This is a genomic window from Paenibacillus algicola, assembly GCF_005577435.1.
Classification (GTDB): Bacteria; Bacillota; Bacilli; order Paenibacillales; family Paenibacillaceae; genus Paenibacillus_AQ; species Paenibacillus_AQ algicola.
In genome coordinates this window covers 478,264-504,739 of the sequence record NZ_CP040396.1, presented here as the reverse complement: position 1 = coordinate 504,739, position 26,476 = coordinate 478,264, and the positions used below count along the sequence as shown (strand labels likewise).

25 protein-coding genes are annotated in these 26,476 nt (G+C 54.3%); 15 read left to right on the top strand and 10 right to left on the bottom strand.

The genetic code is table 11. The features are described from left to right. Window positions 1–178 precede the first annotated feature (178 nt). Window positions 179–850, top strand: coding sequence for a beta-phosphoglucomutase (gene pgmB, locus E6C60_RS02290; protein WP_138224278.1), 672 nt, complete (start codon window positions 179–181; stop codon window positions 848–850). Window positions 851–960: 110 nt separating this feature from the next. Further along, complete coding sequence (locus tag E6C60_RS02285; RefSeq protein WP_138224277.1) at window positions 961–3,282, top strand: glycoside hydrolase family 65 protein; 2,322 nt, start codon at window positions 961–963, stop codon at window positions 3,280–3,282. Between the two features lie 55 nt (window positions 3,283–3,337). Here E6C60_RS02285 and E6C60_RS21090 read toward each other — a convergent pair whose 3' ends face one another. The 3 genes from E6C60_RS21090 to E6C60_RS02270 all read right to left on the bottom strand — a co-directional run bounded on the left by E6C60_RS21090 (window position 3,338) and on the right by E6C60_RS02270 (window position 5,226). Then, on the bottom strand, window positions 3,338–3,547 hold the full coding sequence (locus E6C60_RS21090) for a hypothetical protein (protein ID WP_208204503.1): 210 nt from the start codon (window positions 3,545–3,547) through the stop codon (window positions 3,338–3,340). A gap of 2 nt (window positions 3,548–3,549) precedes the next feature. Then, a complete protein-coding gene (locus tag E6C60_RS02275; RefSeq protein WP_138224276.1) occupies window positions 3,550–4,596 on the bottom strand; it encodes an EAL domain-containing protein in 1,047 nt (348 codons plus the stop codon). Window positions 4,597–4,809: 213 nt separating this feature from the next. Then, window positions 4,810–5,226 (bottom strand): pyridoxamine 5'-phosphate oxidase family protein, encoded by a 417-nt coding sequence (locus E6C60_RS02270; protein WP_138227582.1) that lies wholly within the window; start codon window positions 5,224–5,226, stop codon window positions 4,810–4,812. 135 nt (window positions 5,227–5,361) lie between these two features. On the opposite strand from E6C60_RS02270, the gene E6C60_RS02265 reads away from it, so the two are divergent. From E6C60_RS02265 to E6C60_RS02240, 6 genes are all read left to right on the top strand, one after another. Beyond that, window positions 5,362–5,745 (top strand): VOC family protein, encoded by a 384-nt coding sequence (locus E6C60_RS02265; protein ID WP_138224275.1) that lies wholly within the window; start codon window positions 5,362–5,364, stop codon window positions 5,743–5,745. A 324-nt stretch (window positions 5,746–6,069) separates the two neighbouring features. Beyond that, the gene (locus E6C60_RS02260; RefSeq protein ID WP_138227581.1) at window positions 6,070–7,089 is read left to right on the top strand and encodes an ABC transporter substrate-binding protein; all 1,020 of its coding nucleotides are present in this window, start codon (window positions 6,070–6,072) and stop codon (window positions 7,087–7,089) included. 41 nt (window positions 7,090–7,130) lie between these two features. Further along, window positions 7,131–7,424, top strand: coding sequence for a thiamine-binding protein (locus E6C60_RS02255; protein WP_138224274.1), 294 nt, complete (start codon window positions 7,131–7,133; stop codon window positions 7,422–7,424). After that, the gene (locus E6C60_RS02250) at window positions 7,421–8,218 is read left to right on the top strand and encodes an ABC transporter permease (RefSeq protein WP_138224273.1); all 798 of its coding nucleotides are present in this window, start codon (window positions 7,421–7,423) and stop codon (window positions 8,216–8,218) included. The genes E6C60_RS02255 and E6C60_RS02250 overlap by 4 nt, the downstream gene beginning before the upstream one ends. After that, window positions 8,215–9,030, top strand: coding sequence for an ABC transporter ATP-binding protein (locus E6C60_RS02245; protein WP_138224272.1), 816 nt, complete (start codon window positions 8,215–8,217; stop codon window positions 9,028–9,030). Before E6C60_RS02250 ends, E6C60_RS02245 begins: the two co-directional genes overlap by 4 nt. 52 nt (window positions 9,031–9,082) lie before the next feature. Beyond that, window positions 9,083–9,901 (top strand): TatD family hydrolase, encoded by an 819-nt coding sequence (locus E6C60_RS02240; RefSeq protein ID WP_138224271.1) that lies wholly within the window; start codon window positions 9,083–9,085, stop codon window positions 9,899–9,901. Here E6C60_RS02240 and E6C60_RS02235 read toward each other — a convergent pair. The 3 genes from E6C60_RS02235 to E6C60_RS02225 are packed head-to-tail and all read right to left on the bottom strand — an operon-like array spanning window position 9,890 to window position 11,712. After that, complete coding sequence (locus E6C60_RS02235; protein WP_138224270.1) at window positions 9,890–10,666, bottom strand: exodeoxyribonuclease III; 777 nt, start codon at window positions 10,664–10,666, stop codon at window positions 9,890–9,892. The genes E6C60_RS02240 and E6C60_RS02235 overlap by 12 nt on opposite strands. Window positions 10,667–10,725: 59 nt before the next feature. Next, complete coding sequence (gene nfsA / locus E6C60_RS02230) at window positions 10,726–11,472, bottom strand: oxygen-insensitive NADPH nitroreductase (RefSeq protein ID WP_138224269.1); 747 nt, start codon at window positions 11,470–11,472, stop codon at window positions 10,726–10,728. Window positions 11,473–11,502: 30 nt separating this feature from the next. After that, window positions 11,503–11,712, bottom strand: coding sequence for a cation transporter (locus tag E6C60_RS02225; protein WP_138224268.1), 210 nt, complete (start codon window positions 11,710–11,712; stop codon window positions 11,503–11,505). Between the two features lie 311 nt (window positions 11,713–12,023). Here E6C60_RS02225 and E6C60_RS02220 point away from each other — a divergent pair, with 311 nt between their 5' ends. The 7 genes from E6C60_RS02220 to E6C60_RS02190 all read left to right on the top strand — a co-directional run bounded on the left by E6C60_RS02220 (window position 12,024) and on the right by E6C60_RS02190 (window position 21,903). Further along, the gene (locus E6C60_RS02220; protein WP_138224267.1) at window positions 12,024–12,623 is read left to right on the top strand and encodes a DUF5317 domain-containing protein; all 600 of its coding nucleotides are present in this window, start codon (window positions 12,024–12,026) and stop codon (window positions 12,621–12,623) included. Window positions 12,624–12,905: 282 nt separating this feature from the next. After that, complete coding sequence (locus E6C60_RS02215; RefSeq protein ID WP_138224266.1) at window positions 12,906–14,759, top strand: bifunctional diguanylate cyclase/phosphohydrolase; 1,854 nt, start codon at window positions 12,906–12,908, stop codon at window positions 14,757–14,759. Between the two features lie 84 nt (window positions 14,760–14,843). Continuing rightward, window positions 14,844–15,074 (top strand): hypothetical protein, encoded by a 231-nt coding sequence (locus E6C60_RS02210; protein WP_138224265.1) that lies wholly within the window; start codon window positions 14,844–14,846, stop codon window positions 15,072–15,074. Between the two features lie 214 nt (window positions 15,075–15,288). Beyond that, the gene (locus E6C60_RS02205; protein ID WP_233281105.1) at window positions 15,289–16,443 is read left to right on the top strand and encodes an ArnT family glycosyltransferase; all 1,155 of its coding nucleotides are present in this window, start codon (window positions 15,289–15,291) and stop codon (window positions 16,441–16,443) included. Window positions 16,444–16,560: 117 nt separating this feature from the next. After that, the gene (locus E6C60_RS02200) at window positions 16,561–17,535 is read left to right on the top strand and encodes an aldo/keto reductase (protein WP_138224264.1); all 975 of its coding nucleotides are present in this window, start codon (window positions 16,561–16,563) and stop codon (window positions 17,533–17,535) included. Window positions 17,536–17,747: 212 nt separating this feature from the next. Continuing rightward, window positions 17,748–20,174 carry a UvrD-helicase domain-containing protein gene (locus E6C60_RS02195; protein ID WP_138224263.1) on the top strand — a complete coding sequence of 809 codons (2,427 nt, stop codon included), beginning with the start codon at window positions 17,748–17,750 and terminating at the stop codon, window positions 20,172–20,174. Between the two features lie 220 nt (window positions 20,175–20,394). Beyond that, window positions 20,395–21,903: an MDR family MFS transporter gene (locus E6C60_RS02190; RefSeq protein WP_138224262.1), complete on the top strand. Its 1,509-nt coding sequence runs from the start codon at window positions 20,395–20,397 to the stop codon at window positions 21,901–21,903. A gap of 112 nt (window positions 21,904–22,015) precedes the next feature. Here E6C60_RS02190 and E6C60_RS02185 read toward each other — a convergent pair whose 3' ends face one another. From E6C60_RS02185 to E6C60_RS02170, 4 genes are all read right to left on the bottom strand, one after another. Next, window positions 22,016–22,855, bottom strand: coding sequence for an aldo/keto reductase (locus E6C60_RS02185; RefSeq protein ID WP_138224261.1), 840 nt, complete (start codon window positions 22,853–22,855; stop codon window positions 22,016–22,018). 152 nt (window positions 22,856–23,007) lie between these two features. Continuing rightward, window positions 23,008–25,101 (bottom strand): serine hydrolase domain-containing protein, encoded by a 2,094-nt coding sequence (locus E6C60_RS02180; RefSeq protein WP_138224260.1) that lies wholly within the window; start codon window positions 25,099–25,101, stop codon window positions 23,008–23,010. A gap of 147 nt (window positions 25,102–25,248) precedes the next feature. Further along, window positions 25,249–25,614 carry a hypothetical protein gene (locus E6C60_RS02175; RefSeq protein ID WP_233281104.1) on the bottom strand — a complete coding sequence of 122 codons (366 nt, stop codon included), beginning with the start codon at window positions 25,612–25,614 and terminating at the stop codon, window positions 25,249–25,251. Window positions 25,615–25,762: 148 nt separating this feature from the next. Next, on the bottom strand, window positions 25,763–26,356 hold the full coding sequence (locus E6C60_RS02170; RefSeq protein ID WP_138224258.1) for a nitroreductase family protein: 594 nt from the start codon (window positions 26,354–26,356) through the stop codon (window positions 25,763–25,765). Window positions 26,357–26,476: the final 120 nt, after the last annotated feature.

The window sequence follows — 26,476 nt, the reverse complement described above, 5'->3', positions numbered from 1 at the left end:
CCCGGCTGATCAAGAGACTGCCAGCCGGGCAAGCAGCAAAATAGAAGCATATCAATGCTTCTATTATTTTTAAGGCTCGTTCAAACGTTTGCACATAAAAATAAATCTGATTTATGCGCCCGGCGAGCATACTAACCCTACAGGGTCGCCGGGATGGACATTGAAGGAGGAGAAACCTATGACACCGATTAAAGCCTGTCTGTTCGATCTGGACGGTGTTCTTGTAGACACCGCCAAATACCATTACATTGCCTGGAGGCAGCTCGCACAAGAGCTGGGCTTCACCTTTACGGAAGAAGATAACGAGCGGCTGAAGGGCGTTAGCCGCATGGCCTCGCTGGACATTCTGCTCAGCATCGGCGGACTGGAGCTGACGGAGGAGGAGAAGCTGCGACTGGCGGAGTCAAAGAATGAACGCTATGTGGAGTACATTTCGGGTATGGATGCCTCGGAGATTTTACCGGGTGCGCTGGAGCTGCTTCAAGCTCTGAGATCACAGGGCATCAAGGTCGCTCTCGGCTCCGCCAGCAAGAATGCGATGTCAATTCTGGACCACACGGGCCTCACCCCGTATTTTGACGCCATCGTGGACGGCAATAAGACCGTGAGCGCGAAGCCGGACCCCGAGGTATTTCTCTTGGGCGCCAAAGAGGTGGGCGTGCTGCCTGAGGAGGCGGTCGTCTTCGAGGATGCCGAGGCCGGGATTGAGGCTGCGCGCCGCGCCGGGATGCGCAGCGTGGGGATCGGCTCGGCGGACCAGCTGGGCCAGGCGGACCTTGTGCTGTCCTCGCTCTCAGGCTTTTCTGTGAAGCAGCTTAAGGAATTGGAACACCTCCCTGCTCCAAGATAAGCGCAGCTTGTGCTGCCGAGCTTTTTTTGCAGCCTGGATTTCGCAGATATGCAATTTGCCGATATGGCATAACATATGCAATCTTATCATTCATAAAGGAGCCGTTGATCATGAAACAATATTTGAAACTGAACGAATGGTCGATTATCGAGGAAGGCTTTGACCCGCATAACCATGAAATTTCCGAAAGTATTTTTAGTATTGGTAACGGATATATGGGACAGCGCGCCAATTTCGAGGAGCAGTACAGCGGTCCATCGCTGCAAGGCAGCTATATGGCTGGTGTCTACTACCCTGACAAGACGCGCGTCGGCTGGTGGAAGAACGGGTACCCTGAATATTTTGCCAAGGTGCTGAACAGCACGAACTGGATCGGCATTGACGTTGAGATCGACGGGACGCCGCTGGATATATTCCAGTGCACCGTGAAGGATTTTGTGCGGACCTTGAACATGAAGGAAGGCGTTCTGTCCCGCAGCTTTACGGCGGTGCTGGAGGATGGCAAGGAGCTGAGAGTTTCCTCCTCCCGCTTTGTCAGCATTGTGCGCCATGAGATCGGCAGCATCCGTTATAGTGTGACCCCGCTGAATTTTGAAGGCACCCTGACCTTCACGCCTTACCTCGACGGTGACGTGAAGAACAAGGATTCCAACTATGACGAGAAGTTCTGGCTGGAGGTGTTCCGCGAAGCCGGGGAGTCCACCTCCGTGCTGACGGTGAAGACGAAAAAGCTGGATTTCCACGTGACCTCTGCCATGACCTTTGAGGCAGCAAGAAGCGGCGAGAAGCTCACGCTCACACCTCAAGCCGTAGAGAAAGAGAAATATGTCGGCAGCCGCTTCAGCATTCAGGCTGGTCAGGGCCAGGAAGTTACGCTCTTTAAATATGTGGCCAATGTCACCTCGCGTGATCACGGTCTGGGCCAGCTGAGTGATCAGGCCCGTCATCTGCTGGAGCAGGCTATTCAGGCCGGCTACAGTGAGCTGGAGCGCGAGCATAAGGCAGCCTGGCTCGACAAATGGAAGGAAAGCGATATTGTCATCGAGGGCGATGTTGCGGCGCAGCAGGCGATCCGGTTTAATATTTTTCAGCTGAACCAGACCTATAGCGGCGAGGACGATCGCCTGAACATCGGACCCAAGGGCTTCACCGGCGAGAAATACGGCGGCAGCACCTACTGGGATACCGAGGCCTATTGTCTGCCGTTCTATCTCAGCACGGCGGATGCCGGCATCTCGCGCAATCTGTTAATTTACCGCTATAAGCACCTGGAAAAAGCCAAAGAAAACGCGAAGAAGCTGGGCTTCACCAAAGGCGCGCTGTACCCGATGGTGACGATGAACGGCGAGGAGTGCCACAATGAGTGGGAAATTACGTTTGAGGAAATCCACCGTAACGGCGCGATTGCTTATGCCATTTATAATTATGTGAATTACACCGGGGATACGGCGTACCTAGGCCAATACGGCCTGGAGGTGCTGGCGGAAATTTCACGCTTCTGGGAGCAGCGTGTCCAGTATTCTGAGGTGAAGCAGCAGTATGTAATGCTCGGTGTTACCGGACCGAACGAATATGAGAATAACGTCAATAATAACTGGTACACAAACCGCATTGCGTCCTGGACGATGGAGTATACGCTGGAGGTGCTGGAGCAGCTGCAGCGCGAGGAGCCGGAGCGTTATGGAGAGCTGATCTCCAAGCTGGAGCTGAAGGACGAGGAAACGACTCAATGGCGTCATATCATCGACAAGATGTACTATCCGGAGGATGCAGAGCGCGGCATTTTCCTGCAGCAGGACGGCTTCCTGGACAAAGAGCTGCTGCCGGTGAAGAGCCTCGATCCTGCCCACCTGCCCCTGAATCAGAAATGGTCATGGGACCGCATTCTGCGCTCTGTGTATATCAAGCAGGCCGATGTGCTGCAGGGACTGTTCTTCCTGGGAGACCGATATGATCTGGAAACGAAAAAACGGAACTTCGATTTCTATGAGCCGTTCACTGTCCATGAATCCTCGCTCTCCCCATGTGTCCACTCCATTCTGGCCTGTGAGCTGGGATATCAGGAGAAGGCGTATGAGATGTACCTGCGTACGGCGCGCCTGGATCTGGACAACTACAACAACGATACCGAAGACGGCTGCCATACGACCAGCATGGCAGGCACCTGGATGTCGGTCGTTCACGGCTTCGGCGGCTTGAAGGTAAGGGACGGCGTCCTGCACCTGGATCCGTTCGTTCCCGGCCACTGGACCTCCTTCTCCTTCAAGGTGATGTTCCGCGGCGCCCGCCTGAATGTCAAGGTGAGCGAGCAGGACATCGTCATCCTGAACGAAACCGATACGGCAGTGACACTGAAGGCGGCCGGCCAGGACTTCCATCTGGAGGGACGCGGTGAAGCCAAGGCTTCCCGTACAGTGAAGGCAGGCAGCTAGGATTGTTCTTTTCTCCTCTGCTCCCGATTTCGGCAGACATCCGGGCCTTCAGCCCCTAACCAAAACCAAAAGGCGTATTGACAAGCTCCCTGGAGGAGCCTGTCAATACGCCTTTTGGTGCTGTAATTATTGTTCCGTTACCGAAGCAGCTGAACAAGCCGCTGCAGCGCTGCCGAATGATCAGCTCCAGCCGGTCTGCGCCGCGCTGCTGTGCGAGCAGCGCATCCTCTACGGTGGATGCGATGACTTCCAGCTTGACCCTCATGCTCAGGTTGCCTTGCGTGTACGGTTGTAATCCAGCGGCGGCTGCGGAGAAGGCTTGCCGAACAGATAGCCCTGTGCCAGATCCATGCCGATCTCGCGCGCGAATTGAAACTCCTCCGGTCGTTCAATCCCTTCGGCCAGCACATAGGCTCCGAAGCCCTTGGCCGTCTCTGTAATGATCCGCAGCTTCTGCTGCTTCTCCCCGCTTTCATCACAGCGGTCAATCAGGCTGCGATCAATCTTGACATAATCAGGCTTCAGAAGCACCATTTGCTCCAGTGTCGAGTAGCCGGAGCCGACATCGTCCATCGCAACGGAAATGCCATTGCGCCGGTAAACCTCAAAGATGGATTGAAGATGCTGGGCATTGTCCACCTTTTCAGTCTCGACCACCTCAAATACAAAGTCCGCCGGATCAAGATTCAAGCGGTTAATCGCTTGGAACGTATGAGTCAGACAATAATCGGGATTATAAATGGAGGAGGGCAGAAAGTTCACGAAGCGCTTGATGCCGTTCGGGAGCCACATCGCGCTCGTCTCAATCGCCGAAATCCGGGCGGAGCGGTCGAGGAACGAGTGCAGGCCCGTCTCCCTCGCCGTTTCGAAGAGCTGATAAGGCTGGAAGTACGTCCCGCCCTCCCTTGGACGGAGCAGGAACTCATAGGCGACAATGCTGCCGCTGCGGTCAACAATGGGCTGCATGAAGCTGGTAAACTGCTGCTCGGTAATAATCTGCACAACGTCAAAATGCTTCAGGCGTTCCTCAAACTGACGCAAAGGAATCCACTTCTCCCGAATGGGCCGAACTTTTTTGCCGGTAATCATCAGATCCAGTTCTTCTCTCTGGCCAACAGACAGCTTCTTCATGGACTGCATCAGAAACAAAATGTCCTCCCGGCTATGGTAGGCTGCTACGCACCGGCCTTCATGCTCACGCACAGCTAGCCCGCCGCTCTCCAGCAGCAGGGTCACCTCCGAAAGCACCGGCCGTATGTAAACGTATCCTTCATCCTCAATCGGTTCTGGTATGGAGCAGCTATCACATTGCATCGTATTCCTCCTAGGCAGATCGTTTATATATCTTTTTTATCGACACAATCCCTCATAAATATTTAACAACCGGTTAGGTCTTAAGGATTAATTATGTATAACCTAATCATACTTATTGCCCAGCAGGATGTAAAGTTTTAACTATAACTTGAAAAAAGACCTGCATATGCAGGCCTTTCCTTTGTCGAATCTTCGCTATTGATCAATCGTTGCTTACTTCTCCCATACCTGCAGCTCCCCGCCGTGAGGGGTATACTCAATGCGCTGCGCCTCGATTTCAAGAATGACATAATCCGGATCATCCGGGCCGCTGAACCAGCGCTTGAAATCCTCGTTCCACAGCTCATTGCGCAGCTGCTCCTGCTTGGTAACGCGGGCGATGCCCTGCAGCTCGATCACGTCCTTGGAGCCGCCCTCTTCATAGCCGGCCAGGACGTAAACGTTCGGATTCTCTTCCAGCTCTTCTACCTTGTGAGTCTTACGGTCTGTCGCCAGGTGCAGGTTCACTCCATCATGAAACAGTGCCATATATCGAACCTTGGGCTTGTTGCCCTCCACGGTCGCGAATGAGCAAAATTTGTTGTGGTTCAGCGCTTCAGCAATCTTCTTCTCTAATGTAGTATGGTCCATCATGCATGGCTCCTTTCCAAAATAGACATCGTATCTATAGTGTACCCGTTTGCCCGGATATGAACCTTGACAGTGCGATTTGACATGCTATGCTTGGGCTTGTTGGTTCATTCAGATTTTAAGGAGGCGGCACTCATGGCAAAAAAACGACTGGATCATGTCGGTATTATGGTGCGTGACATGGATCAGAGCATTTCTTTTTATACCTCGGTCATCGGACTGGAGCTGAAAGGAAGAATGATGCATAGCAACGGCGTCATCGAGCTTGCATTCCTTGGCTTTCAAGGCGACGAGGAGACAGAGGTCGAGCTCATTCAAGGCTATAACGACAATCTTCCGGAGGAAGGCAAGGTGCATCATTTTGCAGTCAGCACCGACGACATTGAAGAGGAGTACGCACGCGTAAAGGGATTGAACGTTCCCCAGCTGGATGAGGACATCGTTACGTTGCCGAACGGAAGCCGTTATTTCTTTTTTCAGGGGCCGGAAGGCGAGCGCATCGAATTCTTCCAGAGGTAACGCTTCCTTATAAAAGGTGAGCTTGCTGGACAAGCGGAAACCTGCAGGTCTATAATTACTCGTAATCATCAAAAACATGCAGTCCAACTTCATCATCCCACGGGGAGCTGGGAATCGGCCGGCTGAGATTGTGTCCCATACTGACACTGACCCTTGAACCTGATCTGGGTAATGCCAGCGTAGGTAACTTGCAGCGGCCAGCTATTGAAGCTTGGCTTGGAACCTGTTCTGCTGTGAACCGCCCCGCTGACGCGGGGCGTTTTTGTTAGGATTCAGATTCATAGGTTGAAGAGTGGGACTGCCCAAAAGGAGAGAAGCTTCATGATCAAGCATCCGAGATGGCTCGCACTGCTCATCTGCAGCCTGCTTCTGTTTACAGCCGGCTGCGGAAATGTACAGAAGGAAGCATCGAATGAAGGAGAGCAGAGCCCTGCCGGCAGTCCGGCGCAGCAAAGTGACGTTACGCTGATGCTCGACTGGACCGCCAACACGAATCATACCGGTCTGTATGCGGCCCGGGATTTAGGCTATTACGAGGAAGAAGGTCTCAACGTCAGCATTGTCCAGCCTGGGGCCGGCGGGACTGACGCCATGGTAGCTGCAGGTCAGGCCGAGTTTGGCGTCAGCTATCAGGAGAGTGTCACTCTGGCCCGGACACAGGACGTGCCTCTGGTATCTATTGCCGCTGTAATACAGCATAATACCTCCGGCTTTGCTGCTCCGGTGGACCGTAATATGAAGACTGCGGCTGATTTTGAAGGCAAGAAGTACGGCGGCTGGGGCTCCCCGGTCGAAGAAGCGGTCATGAAATCCATGATGGATCAAGAGGGCGCTGACGTCAGCAAGGTCCAGATGATTAATCTGGGAGATGCGGATTATTTTACGGCGGTGAAGCGGGATATTGATTTTGCCTGGATCTTCTACGCGTGGACAGGCATTGAAGCCGAGCTTCGCGGAGAGCCGCTGGATATGATCTACGTGAAGGATTACTCTGAAGCTCTCGATTACTACACCCCTGTGCTCGTCACCAGCGAGGACCTGATTGCACAGCAGCCGGAGCTGGTAAAGGCCTTTATGCGTGCAACCGCGAAGGGCTATCAATACGCGATCGACCAGCCGGAGGCTGCGGCAGCTCTGCTGTCCAAAGCGGTACCGGAGCTGGATCAGGAGCTCGTCTTAGCGAGCCAGAAGTGGCTCAGCCCGAAATATCAGGATGATGCCGCCCGCTGGGGCGAGCAAAAGGCCGAGGTTTGGAAGGGCTATGCAGACTGGATGTTTGAGCGCGAGCTGCTGGACAAGCAGATTGAAGCAGATCAGGCGTTCACGAATGATTTTCTGCCTTAACTGCCTTTAGGATAACGACAATATAGGAAGGATGAGATCTATTGGCTACTACCCTGCTGAGCATTCAGGTCATTCCCAAGACGCCGGACGGACGCGACAGCATCCCGTTCGTCGATGAAGCGATCAAGGTTATTCAGCGCTCCGGCGTGAAATATGAGGTACACGCCCTGGAGACAACTCTGGAGGGCGAGCTGCCCCAGCTGCTCCAGATTGTGAACGAGATGCACGAGGCTTTGCTTCAGGCTGGCTGTCCCGGCGTCATCTCCCAGGTCAAAATTGCCCAATATCCCTCAGGCATCAGTATGGATCAGCTAACGGAGAAATACCGCCCATGAACATGTGGTGGAGAAGCGTGTGGCCGCCCGTTGTGGCGGTCCTTCTCTTTTTGGGGGCATGGCAGCTGGCTGTTGTATGGCTCGGGATCGAGTCCTGGATTCTGCCTTCTCCTGCCGGCATTGCCCAGGAGGCCGTGAGTGGAGCACCCGGACTGGTTGGACATACAATGGCCACGCTGCGCCTGACGCTCTCCGGGTTTGCCATCGGCACGGCGGTGGGACTTGCCCTTGCACTGCTGCTGCATCTGGTACCCTGGCTTCGCACGGCCCTATATCCCTTGCTTGTGATCAGTCAGAATGTACCGACGATTGCGCTGGCTCCGCTGCTGATGATCTGGTTCGGCTTCGGCCTGCTCCCGAAGATCATCGTCATTACACTCGTCTGCTTTTTTCCGGTTGCTGTTGCTGCCCTGGACGGACTTTCCCGAAGTGATGTAATGATGATGAATTATATGAAAATGGCCGGCGCCGGAAGATGGCAGACCTTTACCAAGCTGGAGCTGCCCCATGCACTGCCGGCCCTGTTCTCCGGTCTGCGGATTGCCGCTACCTATTCTGTCATGGGAGCTGTGATCGGAGAGTGGATCGGCTCGAACAAGGGCATCGGCTACTACATGCTGCTCCAAAGATCGGCTTATCGGACAGACCGGGTCTTCGTTGCCATTGCCATCATTGTACTGCTCAGCCTTATCATGGTAGGGCTGATCGCTATGCTAGAGAAGCGCCTGGTCCGATGGGGCCACAATAACCGGGATGACCATGATCGCGGATCACGCCAGGAGGTGAGCGTATGACCAGCAAGCGGCAGGAGCATTCAAACCGGGAGCAGCCTGACACGCAGGCCCCCGCTCTAGAAGTAAAGGGCATTCACAAGACGTTCCACAGCCGCCGCCACCGTGTTCAGGTGCTAGAAGGGATTAGCCTCACTGTTCAGCCGGGGCAGTTCGTGTCCATGATCGGACCTTCGGGCAGTGGCAAAAGCACCCTGTTCCATGTGATCGGCGGGCTGATCCACCCCGACCAAGGCAGCATTATGATGCATGGCGAGGAGGTGACCGGCTCCAAGGGCAGAGTGGCCTATATGCCGCAGCAGCCAGCCTTGTTTCCTTGGCGGACTACGCTGGACAACATCATTCTGCCTCGTGAGCTTGCCGGAATGTCCCGCGAGCAGGCCCGAGCGGAAGCCGCCCGCCTGATGGAGCACGCCGGCCTGCACGGGTTCGAGCAGGCATTTCCCGAGACGCTGTCGGGCGGAATGCAGCAGCGTGCCGCATTCCTGCGCGCACTGATGAGCCCGCAGGAGCTCATGTGCCTCGATGAGCCCTTCAGTGCGCTGGATGCACTGACACGCAGCGACATGCAGCGCTGGCTGCTGGATCTGTGGGAGGAGCATCGCCGCTCCGTATTGATGATCACGCATCACATCGAGGAAGCGCTGCTGCTATCGGACGTCATCTATGTCCTCTCCCGGCGGCCGGCGCAGATTCTGAAGACCATTCATGTCCCGTTTCCGCGGCCTCGAAGCGAGGAGCTGCTCCTGGATCCGGACTTTCTTTCATTAAAGCAAGAGCTCGCCGAAACGATGCGGCATGAGATACACAGGTAGCCAGCCTGCGATCGGCGCATTCATAGAAGGAATAGAAGGAGGCAAATCTCCCATGCAATCATCTTACATCGATACTCATATTCATCTGGACGCTTACTCAGCAGAGGCGCAGGGTACTATTCTGGCGGAGCTGGCCGGCTGCGGCGTGACCTCGTTGATCAGTGTTTCCATGGGGCTGGAATCTGCCCGAAGCAATCTTCTGCTCTCACGTCAGCATGCCTCGGTAAAGCCGGCCTTCGGCTTCCATCCCGAACAGCCTCTTCCAACGGCGGAAGAGGCTGGTGAGCTGTTCTTATTTATGGAGCATCATCTGAAGGATATGGCCGCGGTAGGCGAGGTGGGCTTGCCTTACTATACCCGAATTGAGGCTGAAGCCCGGGGCGAGACCTGGGACAACCGGCCCTATGAGGAGCTCCTGGAGCGATTTATCGCATTTGCTGCCAAGCACGGCAAGCCGATTGTGCTTCATGCCGTGTATGAGGATGCGGATGTAGCCTATGCTCTCCTAAAAAAACACGGCATGCTGGCTGCTGCGCACTTTCACTGGTTTAAAGGCAGCGCCGATACCATCGAGCGGCTTGCGCGGGGCGGCTCCTATATCTCCTTCACCCCGGACCTTCTCTATGAGGAGGACATTCAGGAGCTCGCCAGGCGCTACCCCGCAGAGCAGGTCATGACCGAGACGGACGGGCCTTGGCCATTCGAGGGCCCCTTCGCCGGCCGTCTGACCCATCCCTGCATGACTGCTGAGGTTGCAGCGGCCTGGGCGGAAATTACCGGCATAGAGGCTCAGTCCGCAGTGGAGCTGCTTTACCGCAACGCCCTCAGGTTCTACCGATTGGAGGAAGCCGCTGCAGGATCAGAGTTTTGATACCCTCTCAGGCAAGTCGATGCATAAGGACACCGGACAGTGATCACTGCCGTGGACACTGCAATGGATGTCGGCGTCTATCAGCTGATCTGCAAGCGAGGCCGAGACGAGAAAATAATCAATTCTCCAGCCAATATTCCTCTCCCTTACCTTCGGCATATAAGACCACCAGCTGTAGACTTCGCCTCTGTCCGGATACAGGTGCCGGAATGTATCCAGGAAGCCGGCGCCTAGCAGCTCGGTCATTTTCCCCCGTTCCTCCAGGGTGAAGCCGGAGTTGCCCAAGTTGGCTCTGGCGTTCTTCAGGTCGAGCTCCTGATGGGCAACATTGAGATCTCCGCATACAATGACCGGCTTGCTAGCGTTCAGCTGTAGCAGATAGCGGCGGAACCGATCCTCCCACTCCAGCCGGTATGGCAGGCGGCTCAAATCTCTCCTGGCATTCGGCGTATACACATTAACAAGGAAAAAGCTTTCAAACTCAAGAGTCAGCATTCGCCCTTCCGGCTCATGATCCTCCTCCATCCCATAGCGTACCGACAGCGGCGCAAGACGGCTGAATACAGCCGTCCCGGAATAGCCCTTCTGTTCTGCGTAGTTCCAGTACTGTCGATACTCCGGTCCCAAGTCCAGCTCAATCTGCCCTGCCTGCAGCTTGCTTTCCTGCAGGCAGAACAGGTCGGCATCCAACTCTCTGAACACGTCCATAAACCCTTTCTTCACACAGGCCCGCAGGCCATTCACATTCCAAGATACAAGCTTCAACTGTGATGTCCCCCTGATCTGGCAGCTTTGAGGTCTTCTCCCTCACCGGCTACCGCCTTCTAGCGCTTCAGCAATCCCCGCCGCTCCAGATAAGCCTTCATATGCAGCCGCACCGGCTCTGCCAGTCGCTTGGCCATGAAGGCTGACCATCCCGCAGGCGGCTGGCCTCCTCCAGTACGTTCACTCATGTAGGTGCGGTAAGCTTCATCATATTGCTGCACCTGGCCTGCGATCCCGGAAGCATCATACTTGCCGTGATGCAGCACGCCCTCTAGCGGCAGCCGAGGACGCACGTCAGGCTGCTGGTCCGGATAGCCGACACACATCCCGAATACAGGGTATACCCGCTCCGGAAGCTCCAGCAGCGCTGAAATGCGCTCGATCTCATTACGAACGCCTCCGATATACACAATGCCCAGTCCCAGCGATTCTGCCGCTACAGCCGCATTCTGCGCAGCCAGTGCGGTATCTACCGTCGCAACAATGAAATTCTCCACCGAATCAATGTAAGATTCCTGTTCTTCCATATAAGGCTTCCCCGCCTGCTGCAATCGGTATAGATCTGCACACCACACGAGAAATACCGGACACTGCTCGATATAAGCCTGATGCCCTGCCAAAGCCGCTAGCTCACATTTCATGCCGGCATCCCGTATGGCAATGACGCTGTAGGCCTGCACGTTACTGGAGCTGGACGCCATCTGACCTGCCGCAATGATCTGCTCCAGCTGGTCGTCACTGACCTCTTTAGAGCTATACTTACGAATCGAGCGATGATTCATCAGCACCTCGATAGTTTCATTCATGTGAAATCACTCCCCTCCATACGGGATCAGCTATTCCAGAATTGCTGCTTCGTAGCCCTGCTCTTCAATGGCAGCAATAACTCCTGCCGGATTCACCGAGCCTTCATTGTATTCTACCGTGACCAGTCCCGCTTCCAGATCCACCGTACCGGATACACCAGCCTCCTTCAACGCGGCCTGAATCGCGTTCACGCAGTGTCCGCAGGACATTCCTTGTACCTTTAATACCGTTTGCTTCATTATAAGATTCCTCCCGGATTATAAAATGGTTTAGAACCTCATAGTACTATACCCCCCTACTTTATGTAAAGGATTGTACAACACCAAGCTCTGTCAAAAAAACCTGGCGAAAATCGCTGAAATGAGGATTTAAATTCCCAAAAATTGCTGATATAATAAACTGGAATATATTTCTCTTTGGCATCTGAGCATCTCTGACAATATTTTTTCTTTTTTTCTCGGCAACAAGAAGGATTTTCCTTTTTCAGGTCGAATTTCATTAATCACAAGCTTCATGAAGAAAATCGACGATAGAGGAAAGTGAGATTGTTATGGTTTTTGATGGCATTATCCTAGGTCTGATTGTCGGTATGATCCGGGGTGGTTTGAAGCAGGGACTCCATGCTTTTGGACAGCTCAAGCTGAAGGGCGGATGGATATTTCCGGTGCTGCTTCTGATTCAGCTAGTTATCTTTGCGGTGCAGGACCAATCCTCCTTCGTAGCCTCAATCAGCAACTACATGTTTATGGGCATTTATATCGTAGGTATGATTTTTTTATGGCTCAACCGGGATCAGCACGGATTCGGCTTGATTCTGACCGGCGTGTTCCTGAACTTTCTGGTTATGGCCGTGAACGGAGGCCGGATGCCCGTATCGCTGCAGGCAGCTTCCGTGCTGGATCCCTACTATGTGGACATGCTGAGTCAGGGCACAGTGATTACCAAGCATTACCTGCTTGATGAATCTACACGCCTTCCTTTCCTAGGCGACATTATTCCCTTATCTCCCCCGTACCCGAGAAGCCAAGCCATCAGTATTGGCGATATCGTAATGAACGTCGGGATCTTCGTCTACATTGTCCAGCTCATGAGTGGAGACAAGAAGAAGGCGGAGAAGAATAAGCCGCTGGAAACAGGCAGCAGCGCCTAACCTTTGAGAACTACATAATTCACATACATCAGATCACTTTGGAAAGGAGGGGACGAATATGAAAAAATTCGAGAATGTTAAATATTCCCGTATCGTATTTAACGCAGTAATCGTAGCATCCGTACTGGTTGCTCTGACCTCCGGCTTCAAATTCATGTAAGAATAAGATATACAAAAGAACAGGCTGATATCAGCCTGTTCTTTTGTATATCTCATTGTTTTGATTTGATTTATACTTTAAAATGTGGAGACACCATCAAGTATTCCGAGGAGAAACAGCCCATGTCGTTTTTAAAGCGGGAACGGACCCTGAAGATCAGCGCCAGCCAGTGGTATTTCATTATTATCTCATTGTTCGGAATTATCGTGTTTGGTTTCGTCAACAAGGCAGAATTCCTGAATTATACCTTGCAGGAGTGGACTTGGCTGTATGCGTTAACCGGAGCTACCTTAATTCTGGACCATTTTGCCTTTCAGCTTCCCCCTAAAGGCAACGGACAATCCATGGACTCGTCGGTTTATCTAGCCTGTATGTTTATCTATGGCCCAGCGTTTGCACTCAGTGTATGTTTACTTACTTTAATTATTTCGTCGGTATATTATAAAAAGCCCTTCTGGAAAGACTTGGCTAACTTTAATATTTATGTGCTCATGATCTCGGGCGCCTCTATAGTATTTACGGCTACCGGTGGAACAATTGGTACGCTGGAGAACGAAAAAATCCTTTCCTACCTGGCTGCATTGACAACCTATTTCTTTATTAATGTTCTGGTGATCGGCTTCTTCTATGTAATCCTCATGAGGAGCACGCTTTATGAAGCGCTAAAGTCTTTTTTCAAAGATATTATTCTCGTCTATTTAAGCACCCTGATTCTATCTCTGGCGTTAACGATTCTAATCAGCAGCAACGGGGTGTTCGGCCTGACCCTCTTCATTGCACTCAGCACGATGCTCTCCTACTCCTTCAAGCAGCTGTTCACCATGTACAATGACATTCAGGAGAAGGCAACGCGCGACCAGCGAACAGGACTGTTCAATCATAGTTACTTCGAAAGTCTGCTGGATGAAGAGATTGTAAAGGCTTCCCAGAACGACACACCGCTGTCTCTGGTTATGATTGATATTGATGACTTCAAAAAATATAACGATCAGTTCGGCCATCTGAAGGGAGATATGCTGCTCGGATTTTTGGGCCATTTTCTCCATGAGGAGTGTGAGCCTGCAGAGGTCGTAGCCTCCCGCTTCGGGGGTGAAGAATTTACGATTCTGATGCCGGGGTACGATGAAGGCGCCGCCTCAGAGTTTGTGAACCGGCTGCGCAAGAAGCTGAATGACACGTACTATGAAGGAGTGGAAATCTTTCCTTCCGGCTGCCTGTCCTTCTCTGCCGGCATCGCCTCCCACCGGGTAGACATTCATGATAAAGCCCAGCTGGTGGATTTTGCCGACCAGGCCATGTACTATGCCAAGAAGCAGGGTAAGAACAATGTACATATCTACGGATCCAGCTCCGCTAAGGAGCATGAGATCGATTTTGCCGAGGATGTACGGGATATTGAGCAGCAGCTGAAGCTGTTCCTGTACAAGGATGTTGACACCTTCAAGCACTCCAAGCGGGTCTTCCGCTATGCGATGGATATGAGCACGGTGCTGAAGCTCGACAGTGTGGACCGGCGGCATTTCATCCTGGGCGCGCTAATCCACGATATCGGCAAGCTGGAAATACCATGGGGCATTCTGAACAAGAAGGGCAAGCTGACCGCCGAGGAATGGGAAACGGTGAAGAATCATGTCGTATGGGGCAAGCGCATCGCTGAAACGAACGAAAAGCTGAAGGAGCTGGTGCCATTCATCGAGCTTCATCATGAGCGTTACGACGGCGGCGGCTATCCTCACGGCTACAGCGGCAAGCAAATTCCGCGCCTGTGCCGGATGCTGACGATCATTGACTCCTTTGACGCCATGACGACCGAACGGCCTTATCAGAAGACGAAGACCTACGAGGAAGGCATTGCCGAGCTGCGCCGATGCTCAGGCACCCAGTTTGACCCGGAGCTGACCGAGCTGTTTATCGGATATATGGAGCAGCGTATGCTGGAGCAGCAGCAGCCGGCAGCAGGTATGGAATCCTCTTGACAGGACCCGAAGGGTTTCCCCGTTATGTTTGATTCTCCTCCAAAACAGGTAAAAAGGAGTATCAAACTAAACGAGGTGATTTCCATGCCACAATCTAATAAAAACCTTCCTCTGGATCACGGACCGGGTCATACCGACCATGCCGAGCAATATCCGACAGAGAAGGAGAGCCTGTTTGACAAGTTCAAAAGCGAAGAAACCGTGGACTCGATCCCTATGGAGGACCTGAACCTGGAGAAGCAGGAAGAGAAACGCAAGGACGGGACCTCCAAAGACAGCTCCTCCAGTGAGGACAAATATCACAGCGGCTTCTAGAAACAGCCGGGAAGCTGTCCGGCAGGATCAGCCCCTACTCTTTGGCTTCTCATATGACTAGCATTTTAGCAGCGGCTCCGTGTTTACGGAGCCTTTTTTTACGCCGCGCTATGGGGCTGGAGCGCCTGAAATTTAGAAGGAGAGGAAAGCCGGACTTTCTTTCCCGCTCCCGTTTCATTAAGATAAGAGATAGAACGAATATGATAAAAATGGAGTGGACAATTTGTTTTCCATCTGGTCCTTGAACCGCCTGAACCGCAAAGTGCTCCTGGGGCTCATTGTCATTGTGTTTCTATTGTCATGCCTGCTTGTTGCAGCCGGAGATTCCAAGAACCCGAGAGCGGCTGTGATTGAAATGGAACAGCAGTATATGACCAGCGCCCTGCTGATCAGCCGTGACGGAGCCGGAGACGGCTCCAGCGCCGTTTCCGGCGTCATGCCAGGGGTTCCGTTAATGATCTTCGCCCTGATCCAGCTGTTCGGGGAGGAAGACACCGCCTTTACCGCATACCGGATCATCCAATGTATCCTGCATGCCGTTTCTGTCTATCTGGTATTCGTGCTGGCAAGGTACATGTTCAACACCACGACTGCACTGCTCGCTGCTATTATCTACGCCTTGTACTGGCCTGCCTACGGTCTCGCCCGGCTCATTCTGCCGGATATGACCATGCAGACACTGATGCTGCTGCTCGTATGCTCAGTAATTGCTGCATTAGAGCTGAGGCAGCTAGCCTGGTATGCAGCCGCCGGCGTACTGACCGCCGCCGTTGCCTGCTTCAATCTGCAAGCACTGCTGTATCCCGGGGTATTTCTGATCCTGTGGTATATTTACAAAAGTCCGATGAGATACATACTATGGGGTACGCTCCTGATCGCCGGCGGCTATATCCTTGTGCTGTCGCCATGGTGGCTTAGCCTGCCGCGATTTCAGAAGCTGATGTATCTCCCAGGTCCCTGGAATCTCGCACCACTATGGCTGGAAGCCCGGTTTATTGAAGGGAATCCGCTGGTGTATCTGTTCCGCAGTGTCTTTGGAGGTCTGTCCACACGGTACGCAGGCCGCTTCGCTGACCCTGACACCCGGCGGGTTGTGCAGTCCGCGCTCGACTTCGTACGGCTGGTGCTGCTATATGCCGGTGTGGTCGGCCTGATCTGGTCTGTATGGAAATACCGGCTCAAGCGCCAGCTTCCGGTTCTGCTGACGCTGGGCTACTTCATCGCCGCCGAAGCGGCAGTTCCCAGCATTGACGGGACCGGCTTTCCGTACGGCGTATTTATTCTGCTATATACGGCGTTCCTGACTAATAAAGCCGTCATTTATGGACATAAGACCAGTCTGCTCCGTAGTCTGGAGCGCAGCCGGTAAGGCACGGCTTCGCTCGCAGCCGTGCCCGGGAGACCCGCTGTCTTGGTACTGTAGCATCACGTAGAAATGCATGTGCCTCACAGCTAACAATGATATCTATGGGAGGTTATGAATGATATGAGCATTATGCCTTTAAACCGCCGGAATGTGCCGGCAAGCCGTCTCGTGCTGGGATGCATGGGGCTTGGCGGAGATTGGGACGAAAGCCCGATTACGTCTTTACATCTCAAAGAAGCCCATGAAGCCGTGGATGCCGCTTTGGCGGTAGGAATCAACATGTATGACCATGCGGACATCTATACGCGCGGCAAGGCCGAAGAAGTGTTCGGCCAGGTCCTGAAGGAACGTCCCGAGCTTCGGGAGAGCATGATTATTCAGAGCAAGTGCGGAATCCGTTTTGCGGAGCAGAACGGGGTGCCAGGGCGCTATGACTTCTCCAAGGAGCATATCATTCATAGTGTGGACGGCTCGTTAAAACGGCTTGGCATTGAATACCTGGACCTGCTGCTGCTGCACCGTCCTGACCCGCTGATGGACCCTTCCGAGGTCGCGGAAGCGCTGGAGGATTTGAAGGCATCCGGCAAGGTTCGTCATTTTGGCGTCTCCAATATGCATGCCGGCCAGATTTCACTGCTGCAGGCCTATACGAAGGAGCCATTCATCGTTAATCAGCTGCAGATGAGTCTGCAGCATCTGGGCTGGCTGGATGCAGGCGTTCATGTCAACCAGGAGGCTTTTCAGAACCATACGTTCCCGGCGGGCACGCTGGAATACTGTCAGCAGAACAACATCCAGATCCAGGCCTGGGGCTCTCTTGCCAGAGGCTTGTACACCGGACGAGCTGTGGAGCAGCTGCCCGAGGATATTCAAGAAACGGCTGCGCTGATCCAGCGCCTGGCTCAAGAGAAGGAGGCATCCCCGGAAGCCGTGCTTCTGGCCTGGCTGATGAAGCATCCGGCGGGCATCCAGCCGGTGATCGGCACCCGTAATCCGGACCGAATCCGCGCCTGCGGCGGTGCGGAGCTGGTTGAGCTGACGCGGGAGGAATGGTATTCCCTGTACGTAAGTGCGCGCGGCAAAGCTTTGCCATAAGCGGCATCCCGTACCGTTAAGAGCTGCACCGCCAGGACCACAAAATCCTGAGGGCAGCTCTTTTCTTTATGCTATTGGTCTATTAGTCTATTGGTGCAGGCTTCCCGTCACGGTCTTCCTTGCAAGACATCAGCAATTTCCTTTGCCAGTCCGCTGCAATTCCGGTACACTGGGAGGGCTGTTTTTAAATTACAATGACAGGTGATTCACATATGACTCATTTCTTTAAACGACCCTTCGGCAGTCAGCGGCGTGACCTTCCCTTTGCAGGGCTGACCTCCTCCCGCAGCAGCCGCGAGCTGGTGCGCAGTACAGACCGGGATGCTCCCTTCTTCCGCGGCCTGGAGGAGCAGGGGCTGTTCCTGAATGCAGCGCAGATTCAAGCGGTACGCCACGGAGAAGGCCCGCTGCTGACGCTGGCCGGAGCGGGCTCCGGCAAGACGTCCGTGCTGGTCAGCCGCTCCGGGCATCTCATTGCTGCCGGCGGAGCAGACCCCGGCTCCATCTTGCTGGTCACATTCTCCTCCAAGGCTGCAGCCGAAATGAAGGAGCGGATTCGGGCACTGCCGGGCATTCGTAATCGGGAGGCCGAGCAGGTAACAGCCCGGACCTTTCATTCGTTTTTCCTGTACATTTTGCGCACGCGCGGCTACCGGCAGGAAATTCTGAGCAATACCAGGCATCAGCAATTCATCGTGAAGCGGATTTTGCGGGAGATGGGCCTTGCGGACCGCTATGAGGCCGAGACGCTGTTATCGCTGTGGTCCGCCTATCGCCTGAACATGGCAGGACTGGACGAGCTTCCGGCCAGCACCCCGGCAGAGGTGGAGACCCGGCAGGTTTTTGCCAGATATGAGACGTGGAAGGAAGAGCATGGCCAGATGGATTTTGACGATATTCTTGTCTGGGCCCACCGCCTTCTACAGAACGATCAGCCCCTGCTGCATTCACTGCAACGCCGCTTCCGTTACGTCATGGTCGATGAATTCCAGGATACCGGCCTGCTGCCCTATGAGCTTATCCGAATGCTTGTGAAGCCTCATCGCAATCTCATGGTGGTGGGAGATGACGATCAGACCATTTACAGCTTCAACGGCGCCCGGCATGAGTTTATTCTTCACTTTGACCAAGCCTTTCCCGGTGCCAGGGTCATTACCCTGGACATCAATTACCGCTCGCTGTCGAGCATTGTGGGGCTGGGCAATGAGATCATCCAGCACAACCAACTTCGGCGCCCCAAAACACTGCAATCCACCCGAAAAAGCGATCAGGTCCCGCTCTACCTCCGCCCCAATGATCCGGATGAGGAGGCCTCGCTCCTGCTGAGCTCGATCCAGGAGTCCGTAAATGAGAACCGCAGACCATACGGGGATTACTGTATCCTGTACCGGACCTCGCATAACAGCCGGGCCATATTCGAGCAGCTGGTGCTGGCGGGACTTCCGTTTATCCACTATGAGCAGAACGATCTGTTCTATGAGCAGTGGATGGTGAAGCCGGTGATGGAGCATCTGAGGCTGTCGCTCGATCGTCGCAATTTCCAGGCGCTGGGCGGGATTTTGCCAACGCTGTATATCAACCGGGAGAGAGGGATGGAGCATATCCTGCAGCAGGACACCCCCCGCCCCAAAAAAGGTCCCCTCTCCCATCTGCTCACCTTCCCCGGCTTGAAGGATTTTCAGATAGAGCAGGTTCGGGAGCGGTCGAAGCTGATTAAATCTCTGAAGCTCATGGAGCCGGCAGAAGCGATTCGGGAGATCCGGGTGCGGTTCTACGACAAATTTATGGAAGCCGACCGGGGCAAGGATCTGACGCTGCATAAGGAATTCATCCAGGAGGGACTGGATGAGCTGGAGGCGTCCGCCAAGCGGTTCAAGGATATTCCCTCCTTCCTTGCCTTCGTCGATGCATTGATTGAGGTTCACGGGGACATGATGCACCGCAAAAAGGATGAGCATGCCGACGCCATCAAGCTCATGACCATTCACAAGTCCAAGGGGCTGGAGTTTCCGGTGGTCTGCCTGATCGGCGCGTCTGACGGCATTCTGCCGCACACCTCCGCCCTGCAGGCTGCACAGCGCGACGACAGCCGCCCGCTCACGGCCCGGGAGCAGAAGGGCGACGAGGCGCTGGAAGAGGAGCGGCGGCTTGCTTATGTTGCCGTCACCCGCGCCCGTGATGAGCTGATCATCAGCTCGCCGGGCTACTACCGGGGACGGAAGATGGAGGTATCGCGCTTTCTTCAGAGCGTCTTCCACATCAAGGCGCAGCCGGAGAGCGGGGATGGACGCACTGGCAGCGGCGGCCCGGCTGCCAGCGACGGTGCGGGCAGGCGCTGGGCGCTGCAGCGCACGGACGCCGCGGCCCCCGCTGCCGGGCGGCGCGGCGCGAAGCCAGCAGGCCGCGGCGCGGCGCAAGCAAGCACGGCGCCGGTGACCCCGCAGCGGGCGCCGGCCGAGCCGGTCCGCGCGTGGGTGTGCAGCGGGGCCGGCTGCCGTGGCTGGCAGCGCATGGACCACCCGGCGGGCCCGAGCAGCGCGGCGGTCCCCGCTGGCAGCAAGGCCTGCCCGCTGTGCGGCGCGCCCATGCAAGCGGGCATGAAGCAGGCACCTGCCGCCGGCAGGCGCCCGCCAGGCTAGCCCTCGCCTTGCCGAACATCCCGCACTGATGCATCCCAAGCCAGAGGCCAGCCGCCTCTGGCTCTTTAGTTTAGCTGGCGCCAAGCAGCAACCTCCCCTTCGCCCCAGCGTTTTCCTGTTTTTCCTGTTCGTCTTGCCATGCTTATCCTGGAAGGGCTAAAATAGAGACAGCACGTTGCTTTATATACCACTATATACATACAAAAAGGAGCCGTAACGAATGAATGCACAGCAAAGCCATATCAAGCTGGTCGTCACCGCGCTTCTGCTCGGTATTCTGATGTCCGCGATGGATAACACGATTGTAGCGACGGCCATGTACACCATTGTGGAGGATCTCGGCGGGTTTGATCAGATCGTATGGGTCACCTCGGCCTACATGGTTGCCGTCATGGCCGGTACCCCGATCTTCGGGAAACTGTCGGATATGTATGGACGGAAGCGCTTTTTTGTATTCGGTCTGTTGATTTTCCTGCTCGGCTCGGCGCTGTGCGGTCTGGCGGACAGTATGATGCAGCTGATCATCTTCCGCGCTATTCAGGGTATCGGCGGCAGTGCCTTGATGCCGATTGCCTTTACGATTGTGTTCGATTTATTTCCGCCGGAGAAGAGAGGACGGATGACGGGACTGCTCGGCGCTGTCTTCGGCACATCCAGCATTCTGGGGCCCCTGCTCGGCGCTTTTATTACAGACAGCATCGGCTGGGAGTGGGTCTTTTATGTCAATCTCCCCATCGGGCTAATCTCCCTGGTGCTCATTCTCGTCTTCTATAAGGAAACCTTGTCCCGGGTTCAGCAAAAAATCGACTGGACCGGTGCCGCAACCCTCGTCGGCGCGATCATCTGCCTGATGTTCGGTCTGGAGCTGGGAGGGCAGGCTTATGCATGGGACTCTATTCAGATCCTGAGCCTGTTCGGGGGCTTTCTGCTGCTCTTCTTTCTATTTATCTGGGCAGAGAAGCGGGCGAGTGAGCCGATCATTTCCTTCAACATGTTCCGCAAGCGTCTGTTTGCCGCCAGCAATGCTGTCGCGCTCTGTTATGGTGCAGGCTTTATCGTCGCCACCGTCTATATCCCGATCTTTATCGCCGGGGTTTATGGAGGCTCTGCGACCGACTCCGGCTTGATGCTGATGCCGATGATGCTGGGCAGTGTAGCCGGAAGTCAGATCGGCGGACTGCTGACGACCAAGACTACCTTCCGCAACATTATGATCCTCTCGGTCATCTGTTTTGTCACCGGCCTCTTTGCATTAAGCACGCTGTCGCCGGACACGCCGCGGGGCTGGCTCACGGTTTATATGATCCTGACAGGCTTCGGTGTGGGCTTCTCCTTCTCCGTGCTCAGTATTGCGTCGATTCACAATTTTGAAGCGCGTCAGCGGGGAGCTGCCACTTCAACCAACTCGTTCCTGCGCTCGCTCGGGATGACGGTCGGCATTACAGTGTTCGGCATTATCCAGCGCAATGCCCTGACGAACCGCCTGGCGGATACCGCTTCCCAAGCCCCGGGCAGCCTGCCGATCGATTCAGAGTTTACACCGAGCACTGAGGCGCTCCAGCAGCTGCCGCCGGAGGCTCGGGAGCTCGTGACTGGTCTGCTGGCCGACTCCATCACCCAGGCCTTTGCCTGGGCGCTGGTTCCCGCAGGACTGGCCGTATTCTTCGTGCTTATGATGGGGAAGGAACGGGTTCAGGTGAACAAGAAGCCGGCCATGTCCGGCTCATAGTAGATGGACACAGGCGCAATGAATACGACAAAAAGAGGCCTTGCGGACTTCCCCGCAAGGCCTCTCTTCTTGCTACACTTCTTCTCTTGCTTAGATCTTGATCAGATCTTGCTTAGAACAGGAATTCGTCCGGGTTCGGACCAAAGCGCTTGTTCTCGTTCAGGCTGTCCAGCTGTGCCAGATCCTCTGCCGACAGCTCGAAATCAAAAATATCTCCGTTCTCCCGAATCCGGTGCTCCTTCACGGATTTGGGAATAACGATAATGCCATGCTGGAGATCCCAGCGCAGAATGATCTGAGCCGGAGTCTTGCTGTATTTTGCAGCCAGCTCGGTAATGACCGGATGATCCAGGTGACCCTGCATCAGCGGGCTCCAGGCTTCCAGCACAATGCCCTGCTCCTGGCAATATTGAAGCAGCTCCTTCTGGCTGTTCAGCGGGTGCAGCTCAACCTGGTTTACGGTCGGTACGACACCGGAATCCTCGATAATATCCCGAAGGTGATGAATCTGGAAATTGCTGACCCCGATCGAACGCACCAATCCCTGCTCCTGCAGATGGATGAGCGCCTTCCAGGTTTCCTTGTACTTATCTTTCCCCGGCCAGTGGATCAGGTACAGGTCTACATAATCCAGCCCCAGCTTCTTCAGACTGGTTTCACAAGCCCGAAGAGTCGCTTCATACCCCTGATCATCATTCCATACCTTGGTGGTAATGAACAGCTCCTCGCGCGGCACGCCGCATTCGCGAATGGCCTGTCCTACCCCTTCTTCATTGCCATAAATGGCCGCAGTATCAATGCTGCGGTAACCGGCCGCAATGGCAGACTTTACCGCGTGGATGACTTCTTCGCCTTCCTTACTCTTGTATACGCCGAGGCCCAGCCACGGCATCTGAACGCCGTCACGCAGCGTAGGCCCTTCATTCAAAACAGGATGCTCCGGATGAGTCATAGTCAATTCCTCCTAAAGGCAAGTTGGATTCGGCAGGCAATTGCCGCCTATACAGTATACTCCTTCCGGCGGAACGTCTCAAATGTACCTCTATGACCCCTCCGCAGCGTTAGCTTCAGTCTCTGACACCTGCATTGCTGCCGCCGCCAGAGCTACGGGCTCAAGGTCACATCGAAGGCAGACCCGGCAGCACCCAGGAATACGATAGAGCCGTTCTCTGGCAGCTTCACCGCCTGGTTACCGGAGATGATGGAATAATACAGACATGCCCCTTGCCCGTCATAAACGGCGAATGCGCTATGAAGCGGAAGAGCCACCTTCATCGCCTTACCGGCCGCCGCAGCCGGAATTGTAAACCAGCGGGCATAGCCGTCATTACCGATCGTCACCTTCGACCGCTTGCCGGCATACAGCCCCTTGATGCTGTCTCCGCTCACGAACAAGGTTCCGGCTGCTTCCAGATATTCTTTGCCTTGCTGCTTGTAGAAGCTGAAATCCATCGTATCCCGGCTGCCCACGCCCGGCACCTCATGCTGACTTCGCGCAGTGTTCGGACCCGTAATCTTCTTGTCGAGCAGATAACCCTTCATGCTGGGGTCCCGCACAATGGCTATGGAAGGCTCCTGCAAAAAGTAAGCCATGGAGCTGTACTTCTCGTTCAGCGGATAATATTTCAATCCTTCCCGCTGCTCCCACGCGGCAGCCGAAGCTTCATCCAGCTTGTGGCTTTGGAGCTTTTCGCCTGAGTATAGTGATGTTGCCATCTGCCCCAGTCCCGGTGCGGATGCATATTCCTGAACCCAGATGTACGTGCGGCCGTTACTTTCCGTTACGAACGTAATCTTCACCGTGCCCTCATCATTCAAAAAGCTGCCATCCTTCGTGTACACATACTCCTGTGCGGGAAGCTCCGGCATAATGGGCATAGTCAGAATCAGACGTCCCTCTTCCTTCACCGTTGCCTGAAGCACCTGATTCGTGGAGACATAGCGGCCGGCAACATCCATAACCTCTTTCGGCATCGGTGCAGCCACCGGCTTGCCGAAGGATTTCTCCGGCTGGATGGCTTGAATCTCCCCCTTCGCTTTCAGCTGCTGGAGCAATAGCTCGCTCGCCATGATCTGGTTCAGCGCGCTGCTGCCGCCAGAGGACAAGACGGCCGCTGCCATATCATGCTCCGGAAGAACGATGAGAGAAGCGTGGTACACAACCGCATCGCCGCCTTTGGCTAATGCCTGAATACCATAATTCTCGAACGGGAACAGCCGTACACTATCCCACCCCAGTCCATAATCGACAGAATTATCGGCATCCTTCGGCCAGATCCCTTTCTTGTACTCCTCCTGTGCCATGATCTTGGCAGAAGAGAAGGACAAGACCGATTCCGCCCCTCCTGTAAACACCTTGGAGAATTTCACCAAATCCTCCGCTGTGGAGTAAATCCCGCCGGTGCCAATCGCATTGACGACTGCATCCGGAAGCTGGACATCAAAGCCGGGGTAAAAGATGCCTGCCCGTGCAGTGTCCTCTAGCTGATCCTGAGGAGTCTTCGTATGCTCCAGCTTCAGGGGCTCCGTAAAATGCTGATGAATAAAGGCCGTAAAGGATTGACCGCTAACGCGTTCAACCAAAAGCTCCGCCAGCGTAAAGCTGTCATTGCTGTAAACCGAATAGGCCCCAGGCTGTGCCTTCAATGTCTGCTTCGAAAGGTTGCTCAACAGGCTGTCATGCGCAGCCGTATCATGATCCTCAAACAAAAAAGCGTTAGCCAGCGTGGACCCCTGCAGGCCGGAGGAATGATTAAGCAGCATACGCGGCGTGATCTGCTTATACCGCTCATCCTTCATCGTGAAATCCGGCATATACTGGATAAGCGGAGTGTCCAGCTGAAGCTTGCCCTGCTCCACCAGCTTCATAACGGACGCGGCGGTAAACATTTTGCTCGTCGAGCCGATCCCGTACATCGTTTGCGGCGTCAACGGAATCTGGCCTTCTGCATCATGGATGCCGCTGACCCCCGATAACACCAGCTCCTCTCCATCCAGGAGTGCATACTGTACACTTGTTACACCGTACTGCTCTGTCAGCAGCGACGCTTTCTGAGATGCCAGAGTCTCCAGCTTCGAGGCGACCTCCGTCTGCGAGACCTGCTTCTGATCTTCAGCCGCCATCGCGCCTGGCGACAGGAGCGGATTGAGTGTGAGTGTAACCGATAATGATAGCAGCCACAGCCATTTCTTCTTCAACCTAACAACCTCCTCAGCAAATTTTTCCTTACTTAGTACGGTTCAGTCATCCAATCGGTTCAAAAAAATAAAAACCGGATTTTCTGCGAATAATAGCAGAAAATCCGGCTCTTCTTGCCGGCACAAGCGTCCCCTTGATTGCCGGTCTTATCTTACGCGCTTAAATATACCTACGGCCAGCAGGATGCAGGCCACGATAAATACATACGGTCCGCTGCCGGCAGCATTCACACTGCTGCCCAGGAAATCTACAGACTTTGAAGAAATATAAATGATGCTGAAAATAACACCTGCAGCTGCAAGTATATACCCCAGCAGCTTGTTCAGGCGCTGCTCGCGGATCACCACGATCAGCGGATACAAAAACAACAGAAAGAAAAACACGGCGCCCTGCCCGAACCCGTTCTGGGAAGCGAACCCGATATCCACCCAGTCAAAAAATAAAGATACAAATGCTGCACAGGCTGCAATAAAGATCAGTTTACCGCCTATATCCCATTTCTGAAAATTCACTACAATAGCCTCCTATGTACGTTCATGTCGTTTAGCCGGGGACTGGCCTTATTTCGACAAATATAGGTCTATTATACCAACATTTTCAGTAATTTGGTAGGCTTTTGGGCAGGGTTATGATCGATTAAGACCCATTAGGAAGGAACGATTAGGACTCCAGACGGCGTGTTGACTGGTCAATAAAGGTCGTCTTGGATGCAGCGCTCTCGCGGCGGCCTTCCTTCGGCGTCATGTCCGGCTCTCCGACGTAAAGGAAGCCGAGCATTTTATCCTGTTCTCCTAAGCCAAAGACTTCATTCACCTGTGGCTTGTAGCAGAAATCACCGGTTCTCCATACCGCGCCAAGACCCAGGCCATGGATTTCGAGCAGCATGTTCTGAATCGCAGCGAACGCAGCCCCGTATTCCTCCAGCTCAATCACTTTAGGATCATCGGCTGGCGCGACAGCAACACCAATCACCAGTGGAGCCCGGTAGGCTCGGCCGATCGCTGCATCACGGGCTGCAGCCAGCTCCTCTTCACTTTTGTCTTGAGCACTGGCTTCGGAAATGTCAGCCATGACATGGCCCAGCAGGTCACGTCCACCGCCGGTCATGACGAAGAACCGCCAAGGCTCTGTATGTCTATGCGTCGGGGCCCAGGTTCCTGCCTCCAGAATCTGCTCGATCTTGTCCTGCGAAATCGGTGTATCCTGCACCTTGCCGATACTGCGGCGAGTTCGGATCGCTTCATGAATATTCATACGTTAGCCTCCTCGAAAATCGTTATACAATTAGCTTCTATTGTATCAAATAAAGAGCGCTCCTCATAGGGGAGCCGGATAAGGACACATACGAAGACAAAAGCTTGTCTGATCAAGATG